This is a genomic window from Streptomyces cacaoi (assembly GCF_006539165.1).
GTDB classification, from domain to species: Bacteria; Actinomycetota; Actinomycetes; order Streptomycetales; family Streptomycetaceae; genus Streptomyces; species Streptomyces cacaoi.
The window spans coordinates 1-25,869 of the sequence record NZ_BJMM01000068.1 but is presented as its reverse complement, the minus strand read 5'-3'; the positions used below and the strand labels follow the sequence as shown (position 1 = coordinate 25,869).

At 72.4% G+C, this 25,869-nt stretch carries 21 protein-coding genes; 17 read left to right on the top strand and 4 right to left on the bottom strand.

Annotated features, from left to right (window positions below):
- Positions 1–79: 79 nt before the first annotated feature.
- The 4 genes from SCA03_RS31905 to SCA03_RS31890 form a co-directional block, all read right to left on the bottom strand.
- Complete coding sequence (locus SCA03_RS31905; RefSeq protein WP_086813939.1) at positions 80–2,461, bottom strand: transglutaminase TgpA family protein; 2,382 nt, start codon at positions 2,459–2,461, stop codon at positions 80–82.
- The gene (locus SCA03_RS31900; protein ID WP_086813937.1) at positions 2,458–3,855 is read right to left on the bottom strand and encodes a DUF58 domain-containing protein; all 1,398 of its coding nucleotides are present in this window, start codon (positions 3,853–3,855) and stop codon (positions 2,458–2,460) included. The genes SCA03_RS31905 and SCA03_RS31900 overlap by 4 nt, the downstream gene beginning before the upstream one ends.
- On the bottom strand, positions 3,856–5,019 hold the full coding sequence (locus SCA03_RS31895) for an AAA family ATPase (RefSeq protein WP_230989047.1): 1,164 nt from the start codon (positions 5,017–5,019) through the stop codon (positions 3,856–3,858).
- Positions 5,020–5,190: 171 nt separating this feature from the next.
- Positions 5,191–5,760, bottom strand: coding sequence for a beta-class carbonic anhydrase (locus SCA03_RS31890; RefSeq protein ID WP_086813935.1), 570 nt, complete (start codon positions 5,758–5,760; stop codon positions 5,191–5,193).
- A 366-nt stretch (positions 5,761–6,126) separates the two neighbouring features.
- On the opposite strand from SCA03_RS31890, the gene rsmH reads away from it, so the two are divergent.
- From rsmH to SCA03_RS31805, 17 genes are all read left to right on the top strand, one after another.
- Entirely contained in the window at positions 6,127–7,098 is a 972-nt protein-coding gene (gene rsmH, locus SCA03_RS31885) for a 16S rRNA (cytosine(1402)-N(4))-methyltransferase RsmH (RefSeq protein ID WP_030887342.1), read from the top strand.
- Positions 7,099–7,103: 5 nt separating this feature from the next.
- On the top strand, positions 7,104–7,466 hold the full coding sequence (gene ftsL / locus SCA03_RS31880; protein WP_030883533.1) for a cell division protein FtsL: 363 nt from the start codon (positions 7,104–7,106) through the stop codon (positions 7,464–7,466).
- Positions 7,463–9,481, top strand: a complete 2,019-nt coding sequence (locus tag SCA03_RS31875) for a peptidoglycan D,D-transpeptidase FtsI family protein (RefSeq protein WP_371864028.1) — start codon at positions 7,463–7,465, stop codon at positions 9,479–9,481. The genes ftsL and SCA03_RS31875 overlap by 4 nt, the downstream gene beginning before the upstream one ends.
- Before the next feature lie 12 nt (positions 9,482–9,493).
- A complete protein-coding gene (locus SCA03_RS31870; protein ID WP_371864027.1) occupies positions 9,494–11,347 on the top strand; it encodes a UDP-N-acetylmuramoyl-L-alanyl-D-glutamate--2,6-diaminopimelate ligase in 1,854 nt (617 codons plus the stop codon).
- Positions 11,344–12,774 (top strand): UDP-N-acetylmuramoyl-tripeptide--D-alanyl-D-alanine ligase, encoded by a 1,431-nt coding sequence (locus tag SCA03_RS31865; protein WP_030883544.1) that lies wholly within the window; start codon positions 11,344–11,346, stop codon positions 12,772–12,774. The genes SCA03_RS31870 and SCA03_RS31865 overlap by 4 nt, the downstream gene beginning before the upstream one ends.
- Positions 12,771–13,835, top strand: a complete 1,065-nt coding sequence (mraY, locus tag SCA03_RS31860; protein ID WP_030883547.1) for a phospho-N-acetylmuramoyl-pentapeptide-transferase — start codon at positions 12,771–12,773, stop codon at positions 13,833–13,835. Before SCA03_RS31865 ends, mraY begins: the two co-directional genes overlap by 4 nt.
- Entirely contained in the window at positions 13,832–15,319 is a 1,488-nt protein-coding gene (gene murD / locus SCA03_RS31855) for a UDP-N-acetylmuramoyl-L-alanine--D-glutamate ligase (RefSeq protein WP_051856767.1), read from the top strand. The genes mraY and murD overlap by 4 nt, the downstream gene beginning before the upstream one ends.
- A 46-nt stretch (positions 15,320–15,365) precedes the next feature.
- Complete coding sequence (ftsW, locus tag SCA03_RS31850) at positions 15,366–16,760, top strand: putative lipid II flippase FtsW (RefSeq protein WP_030887328.1); 1,395 nt, start codon at positions 15,366–15,368, stop codon at positions 16,758–16,760.
- A 6-nt stretch (positions 16,761–16,766) separates the two neighbouring features.
- On the top strand, positions 16,767–17,861 hold the full coding sequence (gene murG, locus SCA03_RS31845; RefSeq protein WP_030883556.1) for an undecaprenyldiphospho-muramoylpentapeptide beta-N-acetylglucosaminyltransferase: 1,095 nt from the start codon (positions 16,767–16,769) through the stop codon (positions 17,859–17,861).
- A gap of 41 nt (positions 17,862–17,902) precedes the next feature.
- Positions 17,903–18,757: a cell division protein FtsQ/DivIB gene (locus SCA03_RS31840; RefSeq protein WP_078873447.1), complete on the top strand. Its 855-nt coding sequence runs from the start codon at positions 17,903–17,905 to the stop codon at positions 18,755–18,757.
- A gap of 412 nt (positions 18,758–19,169) precedes the next feature.
- Positions 19,170–20,411 carry a cell division protein FtsZ gene (gene ftsZ / locus SCA03_RS31835; RefSeq protein ID WP_030883563.1) on the top strand — a complete coding sequence of 414 codons (1,242 nt, stop codon included), beginning with the start codon at positions 19,170–19,172 and terminating at the stop codon, positions 20,409–20,411.
- Positions 20,408–21,139, top strand: coding sequence for a peptidoglycan editing factor PgeF (gene pgeF / locus SCA03_RS31830; protein ID WP_086813931.1), 732 nt, complete (start codon positions 20,408–20,410; stop codon positions 21,137–21,139). The genes ftsZ and pgeF overlap by 4 nt, the downstream gene beginning before the upstream one ends.
- Positions 21,140–21,142: 3 nt before the next feature.
- Positions 21,143–21,892, top strand: coding sequence for a YggS family pyridoxal phosphate-dependent enzyme (locus SCA03_RS31825; protein ID WP_030883567.1), 750 nt, complete (start codon positions 21,143–21,145; stop codon positions 21,890–21,892).
- A 136-nt stretch (positions 21,893–22,028) separates the two neighbouring features.
- Entirely contained in the window at positions 22,029–22,667 is a 639-nt protein-coding gene (locus tag SCA03_RS31820; protein WP_030883570.1) for a cell division protein SepF, read from the top strand.
- 64 nt (positions 22,668–22,731) lie between these two features.
- Complete coding sequence (locus SCA03_RS31815) at positions 22,732–23,016, top strand: YggT family protein (protein ID WP_030883572.1); 285 nt, start codon at positions 22,732–22,734, stop codon at positions 23,014–23,016.
- 52 nt (positions 23,017–23,068) lie between these two features.
- Positions 23,069–24,286, top strand: a complete 1,218-nt coding sequence (locus SCA03_RS31810) for a DivIVA domain-containing protein (RefSeq protein WP_086813929.1) — start codon at positions 23,069–23,071, stop codon at positions 24,284–24,286.
- A 311-nt stretch (positions 24,287–24,597) separates the two neighbouring features.
- Positions 24,598–25,815, top strand: coding sequence for a cytochrome P450 (locus SCA03_RS31805; RefSeq protein WP_230989046.1), 1,218 nt, complete (start codon positions 24,598–24,600; stop codon positions 25,813–25,815).
- Positions 25,816–25,869 lie beyond the last annotated feature (54 nt).

Here is a 25,869-nt window from a genome sequence, read left to right as displayed (position 1 = left end):
CCCCGCCTCCGTGTGTGCCGGCGGCCCGCCGGGCGCACCGGGCCCCGCTGCTCAGCGGGCCTCCGGCGCGCCCGGCGGCTCAGCGGGCGAACCGCATCCGCAGCGCCACGGCCCAGCGGCCGGGCCGTCCTGCGGCGCGGCGCAGCGCGTCGGCGAGCCGGCGGAGCGTGGACGGCGGCAGCAGCACGGCCCGCAGCCGCAGCCTGCGCGGCGCCGCCTCCCGCAGCCCGGCGTGGACGCGCCGTACGTCCTCGGTCACGCCCGGGGCGGGCCGCGGCTCGGGCGCGTAGAGCACCTGCTCCACCGCCAGCGCGACCCGGTGTGCCGCCTCGGCCTCCGCCGGCTTCAGCTCGCCGATCCGGGCCAGCCGGTCGGCCGCGGTCCGCGGGGTGGCCGCGTCCTGCGGGACGATGCCGTGGTCCCAGCCGGTGTCGAGCAGTTCACGCCAGGCGTCGAGCACGCCCGCCGCGGCCCCGGCCGGACCGTCCTGCGGATGTGGGCGCAGCCTCCGGTTCCGTTGCCTGCGGCGCAGCAGCATCGGCAGCAGCGGTACGAGGAGCACGAGCAGCGCGGCAGCGGAGGCCGCGAGCACGGTGCCGACCGGGATGCCGGCGTCGTCCCCGCCGTTGCCCGCCGACGGGACGGCAGCACCGCACGCGGGGTCGGTGCGCCGCTCCTCGGCGGAGCAGCTGTCCGAGGCCGAGGGGCCGGGGGAGGGGGTGGCGCTCTGCTCCCGGTCCGGCAGCTGCTCGCTCGGGTTGCGGTCCGGCGTGGGGGAGTCCGGCTGCGCGTACGAGGGGGTCGTGCCGCGGGTCGGGGTGGGCTCGAACCGGGTCCAGCCGACGCCCTCGAAGTACAGCTCGGGCCAGGCGTGCGCGTCCTGGAGACCGACCTCCATCTTGCCGTCGCCGCGGGCCGTGCCCGGGGTGAAGCCGACCGCGACCCGGGCCGGGATGCCCAGCGTGCGGGCCATCGAGGCCATGGCGAAGGAGAAGTGGATGCAGAAACCCTCCTTCTGCTCCAGGAAGTTGGCGATGGCGGCCGTGCCGCTGCCGGCCCGCACCTCCGTGTCGTAGGTGAAGCCGCCGTCCTCGGCGAACCAGTCCTGGAGCTGCACGGCGCGGTCGTAGTCGTCCCGGGCGCCGCGGGTGACCTTCCGTGCCGTCTTGCGCACCACGTCCGGCAGCGACTCGGGCACGTCGGTGTACTCGCGCTTCAGCCCGGCGGGCGGCTCGGGTGCGCTGCGCAGCTGCTGTTCGGTGGGCTCCACGAGGAGGCTGTCCACCTGGTAGTGGGCGCCGCGGGTGGTCTGGCCCTGGTAGCCGACGAGGGTGCGGCCCTCCGGCTCGAACCGCCACTTGCCCTTCAGCCGCACCCGGTCGGCCGGGAACGGCATCGGCAGCCAGTCCTGCGCGTACCAGTCGCTCGCGGAGACGGTGGTGCGGACCGTGCGGGTGCGTACGTCCGGCGCGAGGCCCTTGGGCGTGGGCATCCGGCCGGGGATGTCGGTGATGCGGCGTTCGGAGGGCTTCCAGGCGGAGCCGTCGAACTTGTCCAGCGCGACGATCCGCATGTACTGCTCCTGCGCCTCCTCGGAGTCGGTGCTGTAGACCAGCGCGGTGCGGTTCTCCGGCTGGTTGAGGCTGTCCTGGAGCGCCACCAGCGGGTTGACGGCGGAGACGGTGCCGCCGCCGTTCCCCCGCGAGCCCCCGTCGTCGTCCCGGGCCGCGTCCAGCAGGCCGCCGCTCATGGACGGCAGGGCCAGCGGCACGATCAGCGAGATGCCGAGCGCGAGCGCGCCGATGCGCCGGCCGGTGCGCACCGGTGCCGCCCCGCCGGGGCCGCCCGGCCGCCGGCCGGCCGTGCGGTCGGTGAAGACGCGCCCCCACTGGGAGAGCCGTTCGCGCCCCTCGGCCAGCAGGAGCAGCAGATAGCCGGCGGCGGCGCACAGGAACCACAGCCAGCGCGCGCCCCCTTGGGAGAGCCCGGCGGCGACGGAGTAGAGCGCCAGCAGCGGCAGCCCGGCCGGCGCGGCGCTGCGGTAGGTGACGGCGAGCGCGTCCACCAGCAGCCCGATCGCCAGGACACCGCCGACGAGCATCAGCCGGATGCCGTCCGTGAGCGGGGCCGGGATCGCGAACCGGCTGACGTCCTGCGAGCCTTCGGCGAGCAGGGCGCCGAAGTGTGCGAAGACCTGCGGGCTCGGGAAGAGCCCGGCGACCGCGGCGTCCCGCGCGAAGGCCACCGTGAGCAGCAGCAGCGAGATCACGGCCTGCACGAACACCGTCACCGGCCGGGCGAGCGGCACCCGGCGGGCCGCCGTGCCCACGGCGCTCTGGACGACGACCAGCAGCGCGGCCTGGAGGAGCCAGGTGGCCGGGTCCACCAGGGGGAGCAGCGCACAGCTTGCGGCGAGGGTCGCCAGCGCGGCGCACAGCGCGAGCCGTACCCGTCCGCTCATCGGTCCAGCCCCTTCAGGGTCGAGTTGTCGGCTTCCTGCCACAGCTGTGCCAGCCCGGTGCCCGGTCCGCCGCGCAGCGCCGTCCAGCCGGCCTCGCGCAGCACGCCCAGCGCGGCCTCGCCGGAACCGGAACCGGAACCTGAACCGGCCCCGGCCCCGGTGGCCGTGCCGCCCGGCCCGGCGACGAAGGCCACGGCACGCTGCGAGCGGCGGCACATCCGGCCGACCGTGACCGCCTGTTCCTCGTCCAGTCCGCCCAGGAACGCCACCAGCAGGCCCTCGGTCCCGGTGTGGCTGCCGCGCAGCGCGTCGTACGCCTTGGACAGGCCGGGCTCGTTCGAGTGCTCGACGACGGCGAGCAGGTCCAGCAGCAGCCCGGCCGTGTCCGAGGAGTCGGCGCCGAAGCCGCCCGCGGGGCCGGGCGCCGCCGTGCCCGCGTCCGTCAGCAGCCGCACCGAGTAGCCGCGCTCCAGCAGATGCATGACCACCGAGGCGGCCCCCGCCACCGCCCACTCGAACGGGGAGTCGGGCCCGGAGCCGACCCAGCCCGCCGCGCGGGTGTCCAGCAGCACCGTGCACCGGGCCTGTTGGGGCTGTTCCTCGCGGCGCACCATCAGCTCGCCGTAGCGCGCGGTGGAGCGCCAGTGGACGCGGCGCAGATCGTCGCCGTGCCGGTAGCCGCGCGGGATCACGTCGTCGTCCCCGGCGAGCGCGAGCGCCCTGCGGCGCCCCTCGCCGTAGCCGCTCGTCTCACCCGCCAGACGCACCGGAGGCAGCGGCTCCACCGGCGGGACGACGGTCAGGGTGTCGAACGAGCTGAAGGAACGCGTCAGTTCGCACATGCCGAAGGGGTCGGTCAGCCGCAGCTGGAGCGGCCCCAGCGGATAGCGGCCCCGCAGATCCGAGCGTACCCGGTAGGACACCTCGCGCCGCCCGCCCGGCTCGATCCGGTCCAGCACGAAACGGGGCCGCGGCCCCAGCACGTACGGCACCCGGTCCTGGAGCATCAGCAGCCCGGTGCGCAGCCGTGAGACGTTGTCGATCCGCAGATGCACCCGCGCCTCGGCGCGCGCGGGCACCCGCGAGGGCGACAGCCGCCGCGAGCCCGAGACCCGGTGGCGGGTGCGGTGCAGCACCAGCACACACACCAGCGGCAGCACCGCCAGCAGGATCCCGACCCGCAGCAGTTCGGCCTGGCCCAGCACATAGGCGCACAGCGCCGCCGCGAGACCGGCCGCGAGGAACGACCGGCCCCGCGTGGTGAGCCCGCCGAGCGCGGTGCGCAGCGGCCCCTTGCCGTTCCGGCCGCCCTTGCCTGTGGGCCCGCCCGCGGCCGGACCACCTGTGCCGGCGCCGTCCGAGGGCGCCGGACCGTGCGCCGTCGGCGCAGCCATTCAGTACCCCCGGGGCCGACCGGCCTGCGGCGCCCCGGGCCGGCCGCCCGGAGCCTGCGGCTGCGCGTACGGGTTCGGCTGCGCCGTCCCCCGCGCCGCGGGCGCCTGCGCCGGACGGCCGGCGGCCGGGCCGTGCGCGCCGCCGGGGCTGCCCGGGCTGCCGGAGCCGCCGGGGCCGTGCGGGCCGTTGGAGGACGGCCCGATGGCGGGCACCGGCACCCGCTGCACGATCTCCCCGACGACCTGCTCGGCCGTCCGCCGGTTCAACTGCGCCTGCGCGGTGGGCAGCAGCCGGTGCGCCAGCACCGGGACGGCCAGCGACTGCACGTCGTCCGGGAGCGCGAACTCCCGCCCGGCCAGCGCGGCCGCGGCCTTCGCCGCCCGCAGCAGATGCAGCGTCGCGCGGGGTGAGGCGCCCAGCCGCAGATCCTGGTGCGCCCGTGTGGCGGCGACGAGTTCGACGGCGTACCGCCGCACCGCGTCCGAGACGTGCACCCCGCGGACGGTCTCCACCAGCTTGACGATCTCGTCGGCGTGCGCGACAGGGCGCAGCTCCTCCAGCGGCGAGGGCCCGCCGTGCACGTCGAGCATCTCCAGCTCGGCCGCCGGGCTCGGGTACCCGATGGACACCCGCGCCATGAACCGGTCGCGCTGCGCCTCCGGCAGCGGGTAGGTGCCCTCCATCTCCACCGGGTTCTGGGTGGCGACGACCATGAACGGGTCGGGCAGTTCGTAGGTACTGCCGTCGATCGTGACCTGGCGTTCCTCCATGGACTCCAGCAGGGCCGACTGCGTCTTGGGGGAGGCCCGGTTGATCTCGTCGCCGATCACGATCTGGGCGAACACGGCGCCGGGCTTGAACTCGAAGTCCTTGCGCTGCTGGTCGTAGACGCTGACCCCGGTGATGTCCGAGGGCAGCAGGTCGGGCGTGAACTGGATGCGCCGCACCGAGCAGTCGATGGATCTGGCCAGGGCCTTGGCGAGCATCGTCTTGCCGACCCCGGGCACGTCCTCGATCAGCAGGTGCCCCTCGGCGAGCAGCACCGTCAGCGCGAGCCGGACGACCTCGGGTTTCCCCTCGATCACCGATTCCACCGAGCGGCGCACCTCCCCCGCCGTATTGCTCAGATCGCCAAGGTTCGCTCGCTCTTCATAGGTGGTCACCGGCCCTCCTCGGCCCCGCTTCACATCGTCCCCAGGTCCCCGGGTACCCGCGGCACGGTCCCGCCGGGTCTGCCCGCACTCCTGCCGCCCGCGATGCGCGACGACTGCACACCGTCCGCTGGCTGTTCCGGGTGCGCTTCCCCGTATTCTTCACGGCCACCCGGGCGTTCGTCACTCTCCCCCGGGGAACGCGGGCGCGATCTCCCGCAGCCGTCCGGTCGTCACGTCGAAGACGAAGCCGCGGACGTCGTCCCGGTGCAACAGGAACGGCGAGGTCCGCACGCGCTCGATGGACTGCCGTACGTCCTGGTCGACATCGGTGAAGCACTCCACGGCCCAGGAGGGGCGCTGGCCCACCTCGCGCTCCAGATCCTGCCGGAAGTCCTCGGTGAGCGACTCCAGCCCGCAGCCGGTGTGGTGGATGAGCACGATCGCACGGGTACCCAGGGCGCGCTGGCTGATGGTCAGTGACCGGATCACGTCGTCGGTGACGACGCCGCCCGCGTTGCGGATGGTGTGGCAGTCGCCCAGTTCGAGACCGAGGGCCTTGTGCAGGTCCAGCCGCGCGTCCATGCAGGCGACGACGGCGACCCGGCGGACGGGGCGCGCGTCCATGCCGGGGTCGGTGAACGCGCCGGCGTACCGGGCGTTCGCCGCGACGAGCTGATCGGTGACGGTCGTCGCGTCCGGCCCGCCGCCCGTCGGTGCCGGTCCGGTCTCGGGGGTCTCACTCGTGTGCATGGAAGGGATTGTCTCCCGGGCGGCGCCGGTCGGCCGCACGCGAGGTGGCGGCCCCTGCCCGGAAGGGGGTCTCGCGCGCCCCCGCACACCCGGTCCCAGCAGCGCGGACGCCCCCGGGACGCGCGTCTCCCCGTAGTTGACCGCGGGGACGAGTGGACTAAAGTGGCGCGAAGTGGGAGGCCAAGGCGTACCGGCACTCCCCATGGATCCGATGAATCCCCTCGCGTGCGCGGGCGCGCACGTGCGGCTCGGCCTCCTCCCGCTCCCGACTCTCCGGCGCCCCGGTGGCGCGGGCGGGTCACTCCCCTTCGAGCGGGCGGGGACCAAGGAGCATGTGCACCGTGCCCGCCAGATCTGAGAGGGCACATGACCACCAACGAGCGGCCGGTAGGCGAACGCCACAACCCGGTCATGCTCCGGCGCACTCTGGACCTGCTCGCTCCCGCACTCGCCGAGCCCGGCGCCACCGTCGTCGACTGCACCCTGGGCCTGGGCGGCCACAGCGAAGCACTGCTGTCGACCTTCCCCTCGGCCCGCCTCATCGGCCTCGACCGCGATCCGGCGGCGCTCGCGCTGGCCCGGGAACGCCTCGTCCCGTTCGGCGACCGCGCCACCCTCGTGCACGCCGTCTACGACGAGCTGCCCCGCGTGCTGCGCCGGCTGGAGGTGCCCCGCGTCCAGGGCGTCCTCTTCGACCTCGGCGTCTCCTCCCTCCAGCTCGACGAGGCCGAACGCGGCTTCGCCTACGCCCAGGACGCCCCGCTGGACATGCGCATGGACCAGACGACGGGCATCAGCGCGGCCGACGTCCTCAACACCTACGCACCCGGCGAACTGGTGCGCATCCTGCGGGCGTACGGCGAGGAGAAGCAGGCCAAGCGCATTGTCGAGGCCGTCGTCAAGGAGCGCGAGCAGGAGCCGTTCAGCAACAGCGCGCGGCTGGTCCAGGTCATCCGCGACGCCCTCCCGCAGGCCGCCAAGCGCACCGGCGGCAACCCGGCCAAGCGCACCTTCCAGGCGCTGCGCATCGAGGTCAACGGCGAACTGGCCGTCCTGGAGCGGGCGCTGCCCGCGGCGCTGGACGCGCTGGCCGTCGGCGGCCGGATGGTCGTCCTCGCGTACCACTCGCTGGAGGACCGGCTGGCCAAGCAGCTGTTCACGGCGGGCAGCCGCAACACGGCCCCGCCCGGGCTGCCCGTCGTCCCCGAGCAGTACCAGCCCCGCCTGCGGCTGCTGACGCGCGGCGCCGAGGTGCCGGGCGACGAGGAGATCGCCGAGAACCGCCGCGCCGCGCCGGCCAGGCTGCGCGCCGTGCAGCGCATCCGGGAGGCGAGGTAGCGAACATGCCCGCACAGCAGCGTCTGGCGCGGCTGGCCCGCATGGTGCCGGCCGGGAATTCGAGGGCCGCGCGCACCCCCTTCGTCCTGCTGGTCGTCCTGCTGCTGGGCTCCGGCCTGCTCGCGCTGCTGCTGCTCAACTCCGCGCTCAACAACGGCTCGTTCCAGCTGAGCAGGCTGGAGAAGCAGACCGAGGAGCTGTCGGACCAGAAGCAGGCGCTCCAGCAGCAGGTGGACGGCTACTCGGCGCCCTGGCGGCTGGAGAAGCGGGCCCGTGAGCTGGGGCTCGTCCCCGGGGGCAACCCCGTCTTCCTCAATCCCGACGGCACCGTGCGCGGTGACCCCGACCCCGGGCAGGTGGAACCGTGAGCGAGCGTCCCCGCGAGCCGGGCCGCGGAACCCGCGCCGACCGCAGGGAGGGCCCCGGGCGCTCCGGCGCCGGGAGCGGGCGGGGCGGCCGGGAACAGCGCCGGGTGCCGCGCCCTGCGCGCCCCCCGCGCGCCTCCGCCGGCCGGCCCCGGCCGCCGCAGGGTTCCGGCGGGGGAGCGGTGCTGCGGCTGGCGAATCCGCGGCCCCGGCTGCGGCTGGTCGCGGTCGGGCTGACGCTGGTGATGCTCGTCTTCACCGTCCGGCTGCTCCAGGTGCAGGCCGTCGACGCGGACGTGTACGCGCAGAAGGCCGCGGTCAACCGGTACGTCAAGGTCCCGCTCGCCGCCGAGCGCGGGGCGGTCACGGCGCGTGACGGCTCGGCCCTGGCCAGCACCGTGGACGCCTACGACATCACGGCCGACCCGTATCTGTTCACGCCGGACCAGGCCAAGACCCGGGACGCCCCCGAGCAGGCGGCGAAGATCCTCGCGCCGCTGCTCGACCAGGACCGCGCCGAGCTGGCGGAGAAGCTGTCCAGGAAGGACACCCGCTACGTCCTGCTCGCCCGGCAGCAGACGCCGCAGACCTGGCGGAAGATCAAGAAACTCAAGTCGCGGATGGCGGCGAAGTCCTCGTCGGCGCCCAAGGGGAAGTACCCGAACGTGCTGGCCGGGGTCTTCCAGGAGAAGCACGCCAAGCGCGTCTACCCGAACAAGGAGCTCGCCGCCAACGTGCTCGGCTTCGTCAACCGTGCGGGCAAGGGCGGCGCCGGCGTCGAGGCGATGCTGGACAAGAAGCTGGCCGGCGAGGACGGCAGGGTCACCTACGCGCAGTCGGGCGGCCGCCGGGTGCCCACAGCAGGGGTGCACGAGCAGGAGCCGCGGCCGGGCTCGGGCGTCGAGCTGACCCTGGACCGGGACATCCAGTGGTCGGCGCAGCAGGCCATCACCGACCAGGTCGCCGCTTCGCACGCCGACAGCGGCTACGTCATCGTCCAGGACACCCGCACCGGCCAGCTGCTGAGCATGGCGGCGGCGCCGGGCTTCGACCCCAACGACCTGTCCGGCGCCAAGGTGAAATCCTTCGGCAATCCGGCCGTCCAGGACGCCTACGAGCCCGGGTCCACCAGCAAGCTGATGTCCATGGCTGCGGTGCTGGAGGAGGGCAAGGCGACCCCGGGTACGGCGGTGACCGTACCGAACCGCCTCAAGCGCGCCGACCGCTCCTTCGCGGACGACATCGACCACCCCACCTGGCATCTCACGCTCAACGGCGTCCTGGCCAAGTCCAGCAACATCGGCACCATCCTGGCCACCGAACAGCTGGGGAAGACCCAGAGCGAGGCCAACAAGGTCCTGCACCACTACATGAGCGAGTTCGGTATCGGCCGGCCCACGGGGCTCGGCTTCCCGGGCGAGACCAGGGGGCTGCTGCCGAAGCCGGAGAAGTGGAACGCCTCGCAGCAGTACACGATCCCGTTCGGCCAGGGGCTCTCCCTCAACGCCGTGCAGGCCGCTTCCATCTACTCGACGATCGCCAACGGCGGCGAGCGGATCGAGCCGTCACTGGTGCGCGGCACCACGGGACCGGACGGCCGCTACTCGCCGGCCGACCCGCCCGAGAAGAGCCGCGTGGTGAGCGAGAAGACGGCGAAGACGCTCTCCCGGATGCTGGAGTCCGTCGTCGCCGACATGGAGGGCACCGGCACCACGGCGAAGATCCCCGGCTACCGGGTGGCGGGCAAGACGGGCACGGCCAACCGGGTGGACCCGAAGACGGGGCGCTACCACGGCTACACGGCGTCGTTCGCCGGATTCGCGCCCGCCGACAAGCCCCGGGTGACGGTCTACTGCGCCGTCCAGAACCCGAAGAAGGGCAGCTACTTCGGTAGCGAGGTGTGCGGCCCGGTCTTCAAGAAGGTCATGAAGTTCTCCCTCAAGAGCCTCCAGGTACCGCCGACCGGTGCGAAGCCGGCCCGGCTCCCGGTCTACGCGGACCACAAATCGAACGGCTGAAAAATGCGCGACGTGAGAACGATCACTGACTCCGAGTGCAACCAGCAGGCAGGTGCGGCTGCCGCAGGCCCCTCGCTTCGCGGCACGGGCGCCCCGCCCGGTACGCTCACCGCCGTGCCACACGCTGATCACACCTCCAACGAGTCCTTCCCCGGGCCGCCCCGGCCCATGCGGGTGACCCCCGTGCCGCTGGCGGAGCTGGCCCGGCTGCTGGACGCCGGGACGACGGGTGCGCTCCAGGACGGCTCCGCCGGCTCGGCGGACGCGCCGTCCGCCACGGGCATCACCCACGACTCGCGGGCGGTGCGGCCCGGTGACATCTACGCGGCGCTGCCCGGCGCGCGGCTGCACGGGGCGGACTTCGTGGCGCAGGCGCAGAGCCTCGGCGCGGTCGCCGTCCTGACCGACCCGGGCGGCACCGAGCGCGCCGCGGCCACCGGCTTGCCCGTGCTGACCGTGCCGGATCCCCGGGGCCGGATGGGCGAGCTGGCCGCCGCCGTCTACAGCGAGCCCGGCGAGGACCTGCTCCAGATCGGCATCACCGGCACCTCCGGGAAGACGACCACCGCCTATCTGGTCGACGGCGGCCTGCGCAAGGCGGCCGAGAAACAGGCCGACGGCGGCGCGCTGACCGGGCTGATCGGCACCGTCGAGTCCCGGATCGGCGACGAGCGCATCAAGTCCGAGCGCACCACGCCCGAAGCGACCGATCTCCAGGCGCTGTTCGCGGTGATGCGCGAGCGCGGCGTCCGCTCCGTCGCGATGGAGGTCTCCAGCCATGCGCTGGTCCTCGGCCGGGTCGACGGCTGTGTCTTCGACATCGCGGTGTTCAACAACCTCAGCCCCGAACACCTCGACTTCCACCCGGACATGGAGGACTACTTCCAGGCCAAGCGGCAGCTGTTCACCCCCGCGCGCTCGCGGGCCGGCGTCGTCAACTTCGACGACGAGTACGGCTACCGCCTCATCGGCGAGCTGAAGGAGGAGGGCTTCCCCGTCACCTCCTTCTCCGCCGAGGGCCACCCGGACGCCGACTGGCGTGCCGAGAACGTCGAACTCGGCCCGCTCGGCTCGACGTTCACCGCCGTCGGCCCGGACGGCGAGCGGGTGCCGGCCGTGGCGCCGCTGTCCGGCCCGTTCAACGTCGCCAACGCGCTGGCCGCGCTCACCGCCCTGGTCGCCGCCGGGATCGACGCCTCGACCGCTGCGGAGGGCATCCGCACGGTGCCCGGCGTGCCCGGCCGGCTGGAGCGCGTCGACGCCGGCCAGGACTATCTCGCCATCGTCGACTACGCCCACAAGCCGGACGCCGTCGAGTCCGTGCTCTACGCCGTCCGCAAGGTCACCGAGGGCCGGGTGCACGCCGTCCTCGGCTGCGGCGGCGACCGCGACCCCCACAAGCGTCCCGCGATGGGCTCCGGGCTCGCCCGGCTCGCCGACACGGCGGTGCTCACCTCTGACAACCCCCGCTCCGAGGACCCGCTGGCGATCCTGGCGACCATGCTCGCCGGAGCCGCCGAGGTGCCCGCGTACGAGCGCGGCACCGTGCTGGTCGAGGAGGACAGGGCCGCCGCGGTCGCCGCGGCCGTGGCCCGCGCGGAGCCGGGCGACGCCGTCCTCGTGCTCGGCAAGGGCCACGAGCAGGGCCAGGACATCGCCGGTGTCGTCCGCCCCTTCGACGACAAGGACGTGCTGCGCGAGGCCATCCGGGAGCGGACGCGCCGCGAGGCCCGGATCGCCCGGGAGGCCCGCGAAGCCGAGGAGACCCCACAGGCCCGGGAAGCCCGGGAAGATCTGGAAGCGCCACACCCCCCACGCCCATCCGCAGCCGAGACACCTCACCGGACAGACAACCAGAACCGATGATCCCCCTCTCCCTCGCAGAGATCGCCGCCCTCACCGGCGGACGGCAGCACGACATAACGGACCCGGAGGTACGGATCACCGGGCCCGTGGTGATCGACTCGCGCGAGGCGGGCCCCGGCGCGCTCTTCGCGGCCTTCGCCGGCGAGCGCGTCGACGGCCACGACTTCGCCGCCGGCGCCGTCGCGTCCGGTGCCGCCGCCGTGCTCGCCACCCGTCCCGTCGGCGTCCCCGCGATCGTCGTCGACGACGTCACCCGCGCCCTGGGCGCGCTCGCCCGCCATGTGGTCACCGCCCTCGGTACCCAGGTCGTCGCGCTCACCGGCTCCAGCGGCAAGACGAGCACCAAGGACCTCATCGCCCAGCTGCTGGAGCGGCTCGGGCCGACGGTCTGGCCACCGGGCTCGTTCAACAACGAGATCGGGCTGCCGCTGACCGCGCTGCGCGCCGACGAGTCCACCCGCCATCTCGTCCTGGAGATGGGCGCGCGCGGAATCGGCCACATCCGCTACCTCACCGAGCTGACCCCGCCGCGCATCGGCGTCGTCCTCAACGTCGGCACCGCGCACGTCGGCGAGTTCGGCAGCCGCGAGCGGATCGCCCAGGCCAAGGGCGAGATGGTCGAGACGCTGCCGTCGGCCGACGAGGGCGGCGTCGCCGTGCTGAACGCCGACGATCCGCTCGTACGCGCGATGCGCAGCCGCACCCGCGCCCGGCTCATCCTCTTCGGCGAGGACCCGGAAGCGGACGTACGGGCCGAAAACGTACGACTCACGGACGCGGGCACCCCTGCCTTCACGCTTCACACACCCACCGGGTGCGGTGACGTGACCATGCGGCTGTACGGTGAGCACCACGTGTCGAACGCGCTCGCCGCGGCGGCCGTCGCCCACCAACTGGGCATGTCTGCCGGGGACATCGCCGATGCGCTCTCCTCGGCCGGCTCCCTGTCCCGTTGGCGGATGGAGGTCACCGAGCGCGCCGACGGCGTCACGGTCGTCAACGACGCCTACAACGCCAACCCCGACTCGATGCGGGCCGCACTGCGTGCGCTGTCCGCGATGGGCCGGGCGGCACAGGACCGGGGGGGACGGACCTGGGCGGTGCTGGGCGAGATGGCCGAGCTGGGCGACGAGGCGCTCGCCGAGCACGACGCGATCGGGCGGCTCGCCGTCCGGCTCAACGTCAGCAAGCTCGTGGCAGTCGGTGGCCGGGAGGCCGCATGGCTCGACATGGGCGCCAAGAACGAGGGTTCGTGGGGTGAGGAGTCGGTGCACGTGTCCGACGCTGAGGCGGCCGTCGACCTGTTGCGCGATCAGCTGCGCGCGGGGGATGTCGTACTGGTGAAGGCGTCCCGGTCCGTCGGTCTGGAGCGGGTGGCGAACGCGCTCCTCGACGGCACGGGTGAGGGCGGAGGCGCCGCCCGATGAGGCAGATCCTTATCTCCGGGGTCATCGGACTCTTCCTCTCCCTGATCGGGACCCCGCTGCTGATCAAGCTGCTGGCGCGCAGAGGCTACGGGCAGTTCATCCGGGACGACGGGCCCCGCAACCACCACAGCAAGCGCGGTACGCCCACGATGGGCGGTATCGCCTTCATCCTCGCGACGCTGCTCGCCTACGGGTTCACCAAGCTGATCGCGGGCGAGAAACCGTCCTTCTCCGGCGTGCTGGTGCTGTTCCTGTTCGCCGGTATGGGCCTGGTCGGCTTCCTGGACGACTACATCAAGATCGTCAAACAGCGCAGCCTCGGTCTGCGGGCCAAGGCCAAGATGGCCGGCCAGCTCATCGTCGGTATCGCCTTCGCCGTCCTCGCGCTGAGTTTCGAGGACGCCCGCAAGCTCACCCCGGCGTCCACGAAGCTGTCCTTCACCCAGGACTTCGGCTGGGCGCTGCCGCCCGTGCTCTTCGTCGTCTGGGCGCTGTTCATGATCCTGGCGATGTCGAACGGCGTGAACCTCACCGACGGCCTCGACGGCCTGGCCACCGGCGCCTCCGTGATGGTCTTCGGCGCCTACGTCTTCATCTGCGTCTGGGAGTACCAGGAGTCCTGCGCGCACATCGCGACGGCCGGGCCCGGCTGTTACGAGGTACGGGACCCACTCGATCTCGCGGTCGTCGCCGCGGCCTTGATGGGCGCCTGTTTCGGCTTCCTGTGGTGGAACACCTCACCGGCCAAGATCTTCATGGGCGACACCGGCTCGCTGGCCCTCGGCGGTGCGCTGGCCGGCCTGGCGATCTGCTCGCGCACGGAGCTGCTGCTCGCCGTCCTCGGCGGCCTCTTCGTCCTGATCACCATGTCCGTGGTCATCCAGGTCGGCTCGTTCCGGCTCACCGGCAAGCGCGTCTTCAAGATGGCGCCGCTCCAGCACCACTTCGAGCTCAAGGGGTGGTCCGAGGTCCTCGTCGTGGTCCGCTTCTGGATCATCCAGGGCATGTGCGCCATCGTCGGCGTCGGCATCTTCTACGCGGGCTGGGCGGCGAGCAAGTGAGCACGGCCGGTACCGCGGACCTCACCCGCCTCGGCAAGGAACTGTCCGGTCGGCACGTGACCGTGGCCGGCCTCGGCGTCAGCGGGCTGCCGGCCGCACGCGTCCTGCACCGGCTCGGCGCCCGCGTCACGGTCGTCAACGGCGGCGACGGCGAGGGCCCGCGCCGCCAGGCGGCCGAACTGGAGCAGCTGGGCATGACGGTGCGGCTCGGCGACGACCGCACCCTGCCCGAGGGCACCGAGCTGATCGTGACCACCCCGGGCTTCAAGCCCACCAGCCCGCTCTTCGCAGCCGCGGCGGCAGCCGGGGTCCCGGTGTGGGGCGACGTGGAGCTGGCCTGGCGGCTGCGCGGCCCGGACAGCCCGCCGTGGCTCGCCGTCACGGGCACCAACGGCAAGACGACGACGGTCCGCATGCTCGCCTGCATCCTGCGGGCCGCCGGACTGCGCACCGCCGCCGTCGGCAACATCGGCGTCTCGCTGATCGACGTCGTCCTGGAACAGGAGCCCTACGACGGGCTGGACGTGCTCGCCGTCGAACTGTCCAGCTACCAGCTGCACTGGGCGCCCAGCCTGCGCGCCCACTCGGCCGCCGTCCTCAACCTCGCGCCGGACCACCTCGACTGGCACGGCTCGATGGAGGCGTACGCCGCCGACAAGGGCCGGGTGTACGAGGGCAACCAGGTCGCCTGCGTCTACAACGCCGACGAGACGGCCGAGGTGCGCAGCGAACAGCTCGTCCGCGAGGCCGACGTCGTCGAGGGCGCCCGCGCCATCGGCTTCACCCTCGGCACCCCGGCACCCTCCCAACTCGGCGTCGTGGAGGGCGTACTCGTCGACCGTGCCTTCGTGCCCGACCGGCAGCAGCAGGCCCAGGAGCTGGCCGAGGTCGGCGATGTGCGCCCGGCGGCGCCGCACAACGTCGCCAACGCCCTCGCCGCCGCGGCCCTCGCCCGCGCCTACGGCGTCCCGGCCACCGCGGTCCGCGACGGCCTGCGCGCCTTCAGCCCGGACGCCCACCGCATCGCGCACGTCGCGGACGTCGGCGGGGTCGCCTACGTCGACGACTCCAAGGCCACCAACACACACGCGGCAGAGGCGTCCCTCGCCGCCTACGACCCGATCGTGTGGATCGCCGGGGGGCTCGCCAAGGGCGCCACCTTCGACGAACTCGTCCGCGCCTCCGCGTCCCGGCTGCGCGCGGCCGTGCTCATGGGGGCCGACCGCCATCTGATCAGGGAAGCCCTGGCGCGACACGCGCCGGATGTTCCGGTGGCCGACCTGGAGCGCACCGACACTGGGGCGATGGCGGAGGCCGTGCGCACGGCGCACTCCCTGGCCCGCCCCGGCGATACCGTACTGCTCGCCCCCGCATGCGCTTCGATGGACATGTTCGTCAACTACAACGCGCGCGGCGACGCGTTCGCCGAAGCGGTCGGAGCACTCGCTTCCGCGCAGACCACGCACACCACGAGCGAGGAGTAACCCCGCAGGTCCCCGCGGACCGCGCGGGTGGGACGGAGGGGACAGGATGACGGCGCGATCCGCCAAACCGCCCACGGCGCGCGGTGCCCCGAGACAGCCGGCGCCGGTACGCCCGCCCCGGCGTCCCGGCTCCCGCGTCCCGCGTGGGCCGCGCGGCCTGTTCGAACGTGCCAAGGGCACCTGGGACCGGCCGCTGACCGCCTACTACCTCGTGCTCGGCGGCAGCCTGCTCATCACGGCCCTCGGTCTGGTGATGGTCTTCTCCGCCTCACAGATCCAGGCGCTCCAGTCGGGCCTGTCCTCCACCTACTTCTTCAGCAAGCAGCTCATCGCGGCCGTGCTCGGCACCGTACTGCTGCTGATCGGCTCGCGGACGCCGGTACGGCTGCACCGGGCGCTGGCCTACCCGCTGCTGCTGGTCTCCATCGTGCTGATGTGCCTGGTGCAGGTGCCGGGGATAGGGCAGGAGGTGAACGGCAACCAGAACTGGATCTACCTCGGCGGCCCGTTCCAGCTCCAGCCCAGCGAGTTCGCCAAGCTCGCCCTCGTCCTGTGGGGCGCCGACCTCCTCGCGCGCAAGAGCGAGAAGAACATGCTGACGCAGTGGAAGCACATGCTGGTTCCGCTCGTCCCGATGGCGCTCCTGCTGCTGGGGCTCATCATGCTCGGCGGCGACATGGGCACGGCGCTCATCCTCACCGCCGTCCTGTTCGGGCTGCTGTGGCTGGCCGGTGCGCCGACCCGGCTGTTCGCCGGCGTCTTCGCCGCCGCGCTCGCCGCCGGGGCCTTCCTCGTCCTGACCAACCCCAACCGGCTCTCCCGGCTCGGCTGCATCGGCGCCACCGACCCCGGCACGAACGACCAGTGCTGGCAGGCCGTCCACGGCATCTACGCGCTCGCCTCGGGGGGATGGTTCGGTTCGGGGCTCGGCGCGAGTGTGGAAAAATGGGGTCAACTCCCTGAACCGCACACCGACTTCATCTTCGCCGTGACCGGGGAGGAACTCGGACTGGCGGGGACGCTGTCGGTACTCGCTCTCTTCGCGGCTCTAGGCTATGCGGGTATCCGCGTGGCCGGACGCACGGAGGATCCCTTCGTACGGTTTGCCGCGGGAGGCGTGACCACCTGGATCACCGCTCAGGCAGTGATCAATGTCGGTGCGGTGCTCGGTCTGTTGCCGATCGCCGGCGTCCCGCTCCCGCTGTTCTCCTACGGTGGTTCCGCGCTGCTGCCGACAATGTTCGCCGTGGGGCTGCTGATCGCGTTCGCGCGCAGCGATCCCGCGGCGCGCGCTGCCCTGGCCCAGCGGCCCGCTTCCGGGCGGCGCGGGCCACGGGGAGGGCCGGCAGGGGTGCTGCGTATCCCGGGGGGCACCTCCGGCCGGAAGAGAGAGAAGACGATGAGACGGCGGACCTCACGGCCGCCGTCCGGAGAGCGGTGAAACAGCGTGCACGTCGTACTCGCCGGTGGGGGGACCGCCGGCCATATCGAGCCCGCGCTCGCCCTCGCGGACGCCCTGCGCAGGCAGGACCCGACCGTGGGGATCACGGCCCTCGGTACGGAGCGCGGCCTGGAGACGCGACTCGTGCCCGAGCGCGGCTACCAGCTGGAGCTCATCCCGGCCGTACCGCTGCCGCGCAAACCCACACCCGAGCTGATCACCGTGCCCGGGCGGCTGCGCGGCACCATCAAGGCGGCGGAGCAGATCCTGGAGCAGACGAAGGCGGACTGCGTCGTCGGCTTCGGCGGATACGTCGCGCTGCCGGCCTTTCTGGCGGCCAAGCGCGTGGGCGTGCCCATCGTGGTGCACGAGGCCAACGCCCGCCCCGGCCTTGCCAACAAGATCGGTTCGCGTTACGCGCACGCGGTCGCCGTCTCCACCCCCGACAGCAAGCTGCGCGGCGCCCGCTACATCGGCATTCCGCTGCGGCGCAACATCGCCACCCTGGACCGCGGCGCCGTACGCCCCGAGGCGCGCGCCGCGTTCGGGCTCGCCGCGCATCTGCCGACGCTGCTCGTCTCCGGCGGCTCGCAGGGCGCGCGCAGGCTCAACGAGGTCGTGCAGCAGGCCGTCCCGTCCCTCCAGCGGGCCGGTATCCAGGTGCTGCACGCGGTCGGCCCGAAGAACGAACTTCCCCACGTCGACCAGATGCCCGGAATGCCGCCCTATGTCCCGGTACCGTATGTGGACCGCATGGACCTCGCGTACGCCGCGGCCGACATGATGCTCTGCCGCGCGGGCGCGATGACCGTCGCGGAACTGTCGGCCGTCGGGCTGCCCGCCGCCTACGTCCCGTTGCCCATCGGCAACGGCGAACAGCGGCTGAACGCCCAGCCGGTCGTCAAGGCGGGCGGCGGACTGCTCGTGGACGACGCCGAGCTGACGCCGGAGTGGATCCAGAGCAATGTGCTCCCGGTCCTCGCCGACCCCCAGCGGCTCACCACCATGGCCCGCTCCGCTGCCGAGTTCGGCCGGCGCGACGCCGACGAGCTGCTGGTCGGCATGGTGTACGAGGCGATCGCCGCGCGCCGCCAAGGCTGAGGCGGGCGGGCGCGGCCGGCGAGAGAGAGCAGGGTGTCCCGGTGGTCAGAGCGGCCAGAGCGACCAAGGCGACCGAGACCACCGGGCCGGCGGGCCCGGCCGGCCGGGGCGGACGCGCGAGCGCACGCCCCGGCCCGTCGCGCGCCCCCGGCGGCGCCGGCTCCGACGACGGCGGCCGGCCGGGCCCGCGGCTCTCCCGCCGCCGCACCCTGCTCCTCGTCGCCGTCCTGGCCGTGCTGCTGGGCGGGTTCGGCACCTGGGCGCTGTACGGCTCGCCGTGGCTGCGCCTGGAGCACGTCTCGGTCAGCGGCACCCGGGTGCTGGGCGAGCGCGAAGTGCTCCGCGCCGCCGCCGTCCCCACCGGCGCCCCGCTCGTGACGATCGACACGGCGGCCGCCGAACGCCGGGTACGCGCCGCGCTGCCCCGCGTACGGGACGTCGAGGCGGTCCGCTCCTGGCCGCACGGAATCGGCCTGAAGGTGACCGAGAGACGGCCGGAACTGGTCATGGAGAACGCCGGGGAATACGTCGAAGTGGACTCCGAAGGCGTGCGATTCGCCACAGTCGGCAAACCGCCACGAAAGGTTCCGCTTCTCGTCCTGGACCGCGAGCACGGCCGTGGATTCCGCTACTTCGGCACGGCGCGGCTGCGCCGCGAAGCGGCGAGCGTGGCCGCAGCGCTTCCGCAATCCGTCCACAGGGCCACCCGTGTCATCCGCGTCCGCTCCTACGACGACATCACCCTGGAGCTGTCCGGTGACCGTACGGTCCGTTGGGGAAGCGCCGAACGCGGTGCCGCGAAGGCCAAGTCCCTTACGGCGGTGATGAAAGCCGCGAAGGGCGCCGACCGCTTCGACGTTTCCGTTCCGGGCGCTCCCGCTGCGTCGGACAGTTGACGGGTCGGCCGTGTCAGTTGACGGGCACAGTCGCAGGTGAGCACCCTGGTTCGGCAGCCGCACGGCACGACCGCGCGGCCGCGGAAGGCTCTTCGCGAAGCGCGGTCCGGCACGTTCGGGACACCGGTACGCAGGGGCCGACGACAACCGGCCCGGCACGCAAGGTCAGTTGACGGGCACAGCCGCAGGTGAGCACCCTGGATGGCTACCACACAGCCTGATCACATAGGGTGAAAAGAAAAACGGGAGGTTCGGCGTGTTCGTTGAACACCCAGCACTTGTCGACTTAGTGTCCGTTGCGAAGAGTCCGACTGGGACAGGCACTGGTAACCCTAAACTGCACGCTTAGGGTTCGGGTCGGCGTTCGAACCGCCCCACAGGGATACGTAACTCGAGGCGAGAGGCCTTCGACGTGGCAGCACCGCAGAACTACCTCGCAGTCATCAAGGTCGTCGGAATCGGCGGCGGTGGCGTGAACGCCATCAACCGGATGATCGAGGTCGGTCTCAAGGGCGTCGAGTTCATCGCGATCAACACCGATGCGCAAGCCCTGTTGATGAGCGACGCCGACGTCAAGCTCGATGTGGGCCGTGAGCTCACCCGTGGACTCGGCGCCGGCGCCAATCCGGATGTCGGCCGCAAGGCCGCCGAGGACCACCGCGAGGAGATCGAGGAGGTCCTCAAGGGGGCCGACATGGTCTTCGTCACCGCGGGCGAGGGCGGCGGCACCGGCACCGGCGGCGCACCCGTCGTCGCCAACATCGCCCGCTCGCTCGGTGCCCTGACGATCGGTGTGGTCACCCGCCCGTTCACCTTCGAGGGCAGGCGTCGCGCCAACCAGGCCGAGGACGGCATCGCCGGCCTGCGCGACGAGGTCGACACCCTCATCGTCATCCCCAACGACCGGCTGCTGTCCATCTCCGACCGCCAGGTGAGCGTGCTGGACGCGTTCAAGTCGGCGGACCAGGTGCTGCTCTCCGGTGTCCAGGGCATCACCGACCTCATCACCACCCCGGGTCTGATCAACCTCGACTTCGCCGACGTCAAGTCCGTGATGTCCGAGGCCGGCTCGGCCCTCATGGGTATCGGCTCGGCGCGCGGTGACGACCGCGCGGTGGCCGCTGCCGAGATGGCGATCTCCTCCCCGCTGCTGGAGGCGTCCATCGACGGGGCCCGCGGGGTGCTGCTGTCCATCTCCGGTGGCTCGGATCTCGGTCTGTTCGAGATCAACGAGGCGGCCCAGCTGGTGAGCGAGGCCGCGCACCCCGAGGCGAACATCATCTTCGGCGCGGTCATCGACGACGCGCTGGGCGACGAGGTCCGGGTGACGGTCATCGCCGCGGGCTTCGACGGCGGCCAGCCGCCCGCCAAGAAGGGCGAGAAGGCGCTCGGTTCGTCCTCGTCCTCGTCGGCCGCCTCCTCGTACAAGGAGGAGACGCCGTCCGTCCCGAGCCCCGAACCGGAGCCCGAGCGGCCGTCCTTCGGCGGCCTCGGTGCGGTCACCCCGCGCGAGGAGGAGCCGCCCGCGCGTACCGAGCCGTCCCCGGTGAGCGAGGTGCCGCCGCCTCCGACGACCTCACCGCAGGTGCCCCCGGCCCGCCCGTACCAGGACAGCCAGGCGGAAGAGCTGGATGTGCCGGACTTCCTGAAGTGATAACGCAGCACGAGACGGCCGGCGGCGCCCACTTCGCCTTCACCGACAGGTGGGGCGGGGTGAGCGCCGCTCCGTATGAGCAGCTCAATCTCGGCGGGGCCGTCGGTGACGACCCGGAAGCGGTACGGACCAACCGCCGGCGCGCAGCAGAGGCGTTGGGGCTCTCGCCCGCGGGTGTGGTGTGGATGCACCAGGTGCACGGGAGCGACGTGGCCGTGGTGGACGCGCCGTTCGGCGACGAGGCGCCCGCGGTGGACGGCGTCGTCACCGCGCGCCGGGGCCTCGCCCTCGCGGTGCTGACCGCCGACTGCACCCCCGTGCTCCTGGTCGACCCCGTCGCCGCCGTCGTGGGAGCGGCGCACGCCGGGCGCCCGGGTGTGCGGGCGGGCGTGGCGGAGGTGACCGTGGAAGCGATGGCGAAGCTGGGCGCCAGGCCCGAACGCATCGTCGCGCGTACGGGGCCCGCCGTCTGCGGCCGGTGCTACGAGGTGCCGGAGCAGATGCGCGAGGACGTCTCCGCCGTCGTACCGGAGGCGCGCGCGACGACCCGGCAGGGAACCCCCGCCGTCGACATGGCCGCGGCCGTCCGGGCACAGCTCGCACGGGCCGGTGTCACAAGCCTGGAACAGTCGCCGGTCTGCACCCTGGAGTCGGCCGACCACTTCTCGTACCGCAGGGACGGGACGACGGGAAGACTCGCGAGTTATGTCTGGATCGAGGAGAGCTGAGTGATGACGGCTCAGGCTGCGCCGGAGCCCCACGAGTCGGCACGGAAGGCCGAACTGGCGGGCAATCTGGCACGCGTCGAGGAGCGTATCGAGAGCGCGTGCGTCGCCGCGGGGCGCAAGCGCGAGGACGTGACGCTCGTCGTCGTCACCAAGACCTACCCGGCGAGCGATGTGAGGCTTCTCGCGGAACTCGGCGTGCGGCACGTGGCGGAGAACCGCGACCAGGACGCCGCACCCAAGGCGGCCGCCTGCGCCGACGCCCCGCTCACCTGGCACTTCGTCGGTCAGTTGCAGACCAACAAGACGCGCTCCGTTGCCGGTTACGCGCACTACGTGCACTCGGTGGACCGGCTGCGGCTCGTGACCTCTCTCTCCCGCGCGGCCGAACGCGCCGAGCGTGAACTCGGCTGCCTGGTGCAGGTCGCGCTCGATGCCCCGTCAGGCTCCGTGGGAGAGCGCGGAGGTGTGGCGCCGGACGGCGTCGAGGAGCTGGCCGAAGCCGTGGCCGGCGCCCAAATGCTGCGGCTGGACGGAGTGATGACGGTCGCTCCGCTGGCCGGTCCGTACGCTGGGAACCCGCGGGACGCCTTCGAGCGGTTGAGGGAAATCTCAACGGGCCTGCGGGAGGCGCATCCTGCTGCCAACATGGTCTCGGCAGGGATGAGCTCGGATCTTGAAGAGGCGGTACTGGCGGGAGCGACACATGTGCGCGTCGGCAGTGCGGTACTCGGAGAGCGACCCCGGCTCCGGTAACGTCGCGAAGCGAGTCGGACCACAGCAGAAAATATGGTCATTTCCGCCCGGAAAAGCGAGCGGAGAGGCTGCGTGGATCCAGGGCCACCGGGGACGGTGACGGAGTCGATCCACCACAGAGCGGAGGACGCAGAGAATGGCCGGCGCGATGCGCAAGATGGCGGTCTACCTCGGCCTCGTGGAGGACGATGGGTACGACGGCCGGGGGTTCGACCCCGATGACGAGTTCGAGCCCGAGCCGGAGCCCGAACGGGACCGTCGGCGGTACCAGTCGGAACCGTCACATCACTCTCTTGAGAAGACCGAACCCGAGGAGTCGGTGCGGGTCGTGCACCCGCCGGCGCAACGCGAGAGCGAACAGGAGCCCTCCTCGGCGGTAGTTGCCGAAAACGGACGAGCCGGGAGAATTGCTCCGGTGTCATCCATCACACCTGAACGCCAGAACGTGGAGAAGAGCGCACCGGTGATCATGCCCAAAGTTGTGTCCGAACGGGAGCCGTACCGGATCACCACGCTGCACCCACGGACCTACAACGAGGCCCGTACCATCGGGGAACACTTCCGTGAGGGCACTCCGGTGATCATGAATCTGACGGAGATGGACGACACCGACGCGAAGCGACTTGTCGACTTTGCGGCTGGTCTGGTCTTCGGTCTGCACGGCAGTATCGAGCGAGTGACGCAGAAGGTGTTCCTGCTGTCTCCTGCTAACGTCGATGTCACGGCGGAGGACAAGGCCCGCATCGCAGAGGGTGGGTTCTTCAACCAGAGCTGAGACGCAGGAACAAGGGAACGGGCCGTAAGGCCGCACGAAGCACCCAGGGGAGAGGGACGCGCAGATGAGAACCGCACTGGACGTGGTCCAAGTCGCGCTGTACTGCTTCCTGCTCGTGCTGATCTTCCGGCTGGTGATGGACTACGTCTTCCAGTTCGCCCGCTCATGGCAACCCGGCAAGGCGATGGTGGTCGTTCTGGAGGCCACCTACACTGTCACTGATCCGCCACTCAAGCTTCTGCGGCGGTTCATCCCGCCGCTGCGCTTCGGGGGCGTGGCGCTCGACCTGTCCTTCTTCGTGCTCATGATCATCGTCTACATCCTGATCAACGTCGTGGCCAGGCTGTGAACGATCGGAATGGTCTTGCCGGTATGCCGACGACTTACGTTGAGGTGAAGAGATGCCACTGACCCCCGAGGACGTGCGGAACAAGCAGTTCACGACCGTGCGTCTGCGTGAAGGCTATGACGAGGACGAGGTCGATGCCTTCCTCGATGAGGTCGAAGCCGAACTGACGCGGCTGTTGCGGGAGAACGAGGATCTGCGGGCCAAGCTGGCCGCTGCCACACGCGCTGCCGCGCAGAATCAGCAACAGGGCGGCATGCGAAAGCCACCTGAACCTCAGGATCGGCAGCAGCAGCAAGGGCAGGGGCCCGTCCCCGCCGCCATATCCGGACCGCAGCCCGTGCCGCCGCAACAGCAGCAGGGCATGGGTGGTCCCCCCCAGCTTCCCGGTGGACAGCCGCAGCTGCCTGCCGGTCCCGGCGGTCCGGGTGGTCCTGGCCCGCAGGGTGGCCCCGGGCCGCAGGGCGGTCCGATGGGCCCGGGCGGCCCCGGTCACCAGCAGGGTGGCCCGATGGGTGGCCCCGGTGGTCCCGGCGGTCCCGGTGGTCCGGGTCCGCAGGGCGGTCCCGGGCCGCAGGGTGGTCCGCCCCAGATGCCGGGTCAGAACAACGACAGCGCGGCCCGCGTGCTGTCCCTGGCCCAGCAGACGGCCGACCAGGCCATCGCCGAGGCGCGTTCCGAGGCCAACAAGATCGTGGGCGAGGCACGCAGCCGCGCCGAGGGTCTGGAGCGGGACGCCCGTGCGAAGGCCGACGCCCTGGAGCGGGACGCCCAGGAGAAGCACCGGGTGGCGATGGGCTCGCTGGAGTCCGCGCGCGCCACGCTGGAGCGCAAGGTCGAGGATCTGCGTGGCTTCGAGCGGGAGTACCGCACGCGGCTGAAGTCCTACCTGGAGAGCCAGCTGCGCCAGTTGGAGAACCAGGCGGACGACTCGCTCGCCCCGCCGCGGACTCCGGCCACCGCTTCGCTGCCGCCGTCTCCCTCGATGGCTCCGGCGGGCGCGGGTGCCCCGGCGGGCGCCGCCACCAGTGGCGGTGGCTCGATGGGCGGCCACCAGGCGATGGGCAGCAACGGCCACTCCATGGCCGGTCCCGGCAACGGGCCCGCGGGTGGGCCGCACACGCAGGGCGCCGGTCAGTCGTACGGCGGCCAGCAGCAGATGTCGCCGGCGATGACGCAGCCGATGGCGCCCGTGCGTCCGCAGGGCGGTCCGCAGCCCGCGCAGGCTCCCTCGCCGATGCGAGGCTTCCTCATCGACGAGGACGACAGCTGAGTTCGATGCGCTGAGGCGCGTGCAACGACGGGCCGGGCCCGAGAGTGGTTGCCACTCTCGGGCCCGGCCCGTTTGTGTGGGGCGCGCTCCTCGGGCGTCGCCCTGGGGCGCTCAACGGGCGGGCGTGCGCCGGGAGATGGGGTGGTCATCCGTGCCCCGTGTCGCTGATGCGGGTGAGCCGGGCGGCGCCGGTCCTTCCGCCGGTTGCTTCCGGGCACGCTCCTGTGAGGGTTCCGGCCGTGCGCCGTGGAATGAGACGGCGCGCTGCGGCCGGGGCCCGGAACTGTGGGCGAGACCGGGAGGGGACGGTTGTGACGGATGTGTTCCGTGGACCGGAAGCGGAGACCGAGGCGGAGGAGTTCCCGCTGCCGCCGCCGGGCTGTGTCGGACCGCCTGTGGAGTACCGGCGGATGCGTGCCGAATGTCCGGTCGCACAGGTGCGGCTGCCGTTCGATGCCACCGGATGGTTCGTGACGCGCTACGACGATGTGCGGGATCTGCTCGCCGATCGTCGGCTCGTCCGGCCCCCGGTGGACGGCTGGCCCGCGCGGCCCGAGGGCGCCGACGCCGACGGGGAGCCGTTGCTGGTCACGATGATGGAGCTGGACGGCCCGGACCATCTGGCCCTGCGTGCCGCGGTCTCCGAGGCGTTCAGCCCCCGGGAGATCCGTCGGCGGCGGCCGGCCATCCGGCGCCAGGCGGAGTCGATCCTGGACGAGTTCGCCGGTGGCGGGCGTGCCGGGGACCTGGTGACCGGCTTCGCGGAACCGTTTCCGTTGCTGGTGGTGTGCGAGCTGGCCGGGCTGCCCTACGCGGAGCGGCACGACTTCCTCGCCCCCGCCGACGCCGCCCTGGGCGCGTTGATCGCGCAGGACGAACGGGCGCGGGTGGCGGCGTGGTTGCACGAGTACATGCTGGAGATCCTGGAGCGGAAGCGGCGGGAGCCGGGCGACGACGTGCTCAGCGATCTGGTGCGCCGCCGGGACGCCGGTGAGCTGAGCACGCGGAGTGTGGTCGCCTTCGGGCTGTCGATGCTGGTCGCCGGCTACCGGACGACCACCATGTTCCTCGCCAACGCGGTGCACCAGTTGCTGAGCCGGCCCGCGGAGTTCGCCCGGCTGCGCGACGACCGCACGCTGCTGCCGCGTGCCGTGGAGGAGCTGCTGCGCTTCCTTCCCGTGATGAACGGGCCCGTCATCCTGCTGGCCACGGAGGACATCCAGGTGCGGGGGCGGCACATCCGGGCGGGGGAGGCGGTCATTCCGGTCATTGCGTCGGCCAACCTCGACGAGACGGTGTTCGAGCGCGCGGACGTGCTGGATCTCGGGCGGACGGACAACCCGCACGTGGCCTTCGGCCGGGGAGTGCACAACTGTTTCGGGGCGCACCTGGCCAGGGCCGAACTGGAGGTCGGGCTGGAGGCGTTGCTGGACCGCTTCCCCGGGCTGCGGCTCTCCGACCGCGAGCTCCCACGCTGGGACGACGACTCTCCCGCCAAGTCGCCCCTGTCCCTGCCCGTCGAGTGGTGAGCCGGCGCCGGAGCGCCGGGCGGCCGGGCGGACCGGTGTAGGGTCCGCCCGGCC

Coding starts and splice junctions, on each gene's coding strand:
- SCA03_RS31905 (WP_086813939.1), bottom strand. CDS start 2,461: ATGAGCGGACGGGTACGGCTCGCGCTGTGCGCCGCGCTGGCGACCCTC.
- SCA03_RS31900 (WP_086813937.1), bottom strand. CDS start 3,855: ATGGCTGCGCCGACGGCGCACGGTCCGGCGCCCTCGGACGGCGCCGGC.
- SCA03_RS31890 (WP_086813935.1), bottom strand. CDS start 5,760: ATGCACACGAGTGAGACCCCCGAGACCGGACCGGCACCGACGGGCGGC.
- rsmH (WP_030887342.1), top strand. CDS start 6,127: ATGACCACCAACGAGCGGCCGGTAGGCGAACGCCACAACCCGGTCATG.
- ftsL (WP_030883533.1), top strand. CDS start 7,104: ATGCCCGCACAGCAGCGTCTGGCGCGGCTGGCCCGCATGGTGCCGGCC.
- SCA03_RS31865 (WP_030883544.1), top strand. CDS start 11,344: ATGATCCCCCTCTCCCTCGCAGAGATCGCCGCCCTCACCGGCGGACGG.
- mraY (WP_030883547.1), top strand. CDS start 12,771: ATGAGGCAGATCCTTATCTCCGGGGTCATCGGACTCTTCCTCTCCCTG.
- ftsW (WP_030887328.1), top strand. CDS start 15,366: ATGACGGCGCGATCCGCCAAACCGCCCACGGCGCGCGGTGCCCCGAGA.
- SCA03_RS31825 (WP_030883567.1), top strand. CDS start 21,143: ATGACGGCTCAGGCTGCGCCGGAGCCCCACGAGTCGGCACGGAAGGCC.
- SCA03_RS31820 (WP_030883570.1), top strand. CDS start 22,029: ATGGCCGGCGCGATGCGCAAGATGGCGGTCTACCTCGGCCTCGTGGAG.
- SCA03_RS31815 (WP_030883572.1), top strand. CDS start 22,732: ATGAGAACCGCACTGGACGTGGTCCAAGTCGCGCTGTACTGCTTCCTG.
- SCA03_RS31810 (WP_086813929.1), top strand. CDS start 23,069: ATGCCACTGACCCCCGAGGACGTGCGGAACAAGCAGTTCACGACCGTG.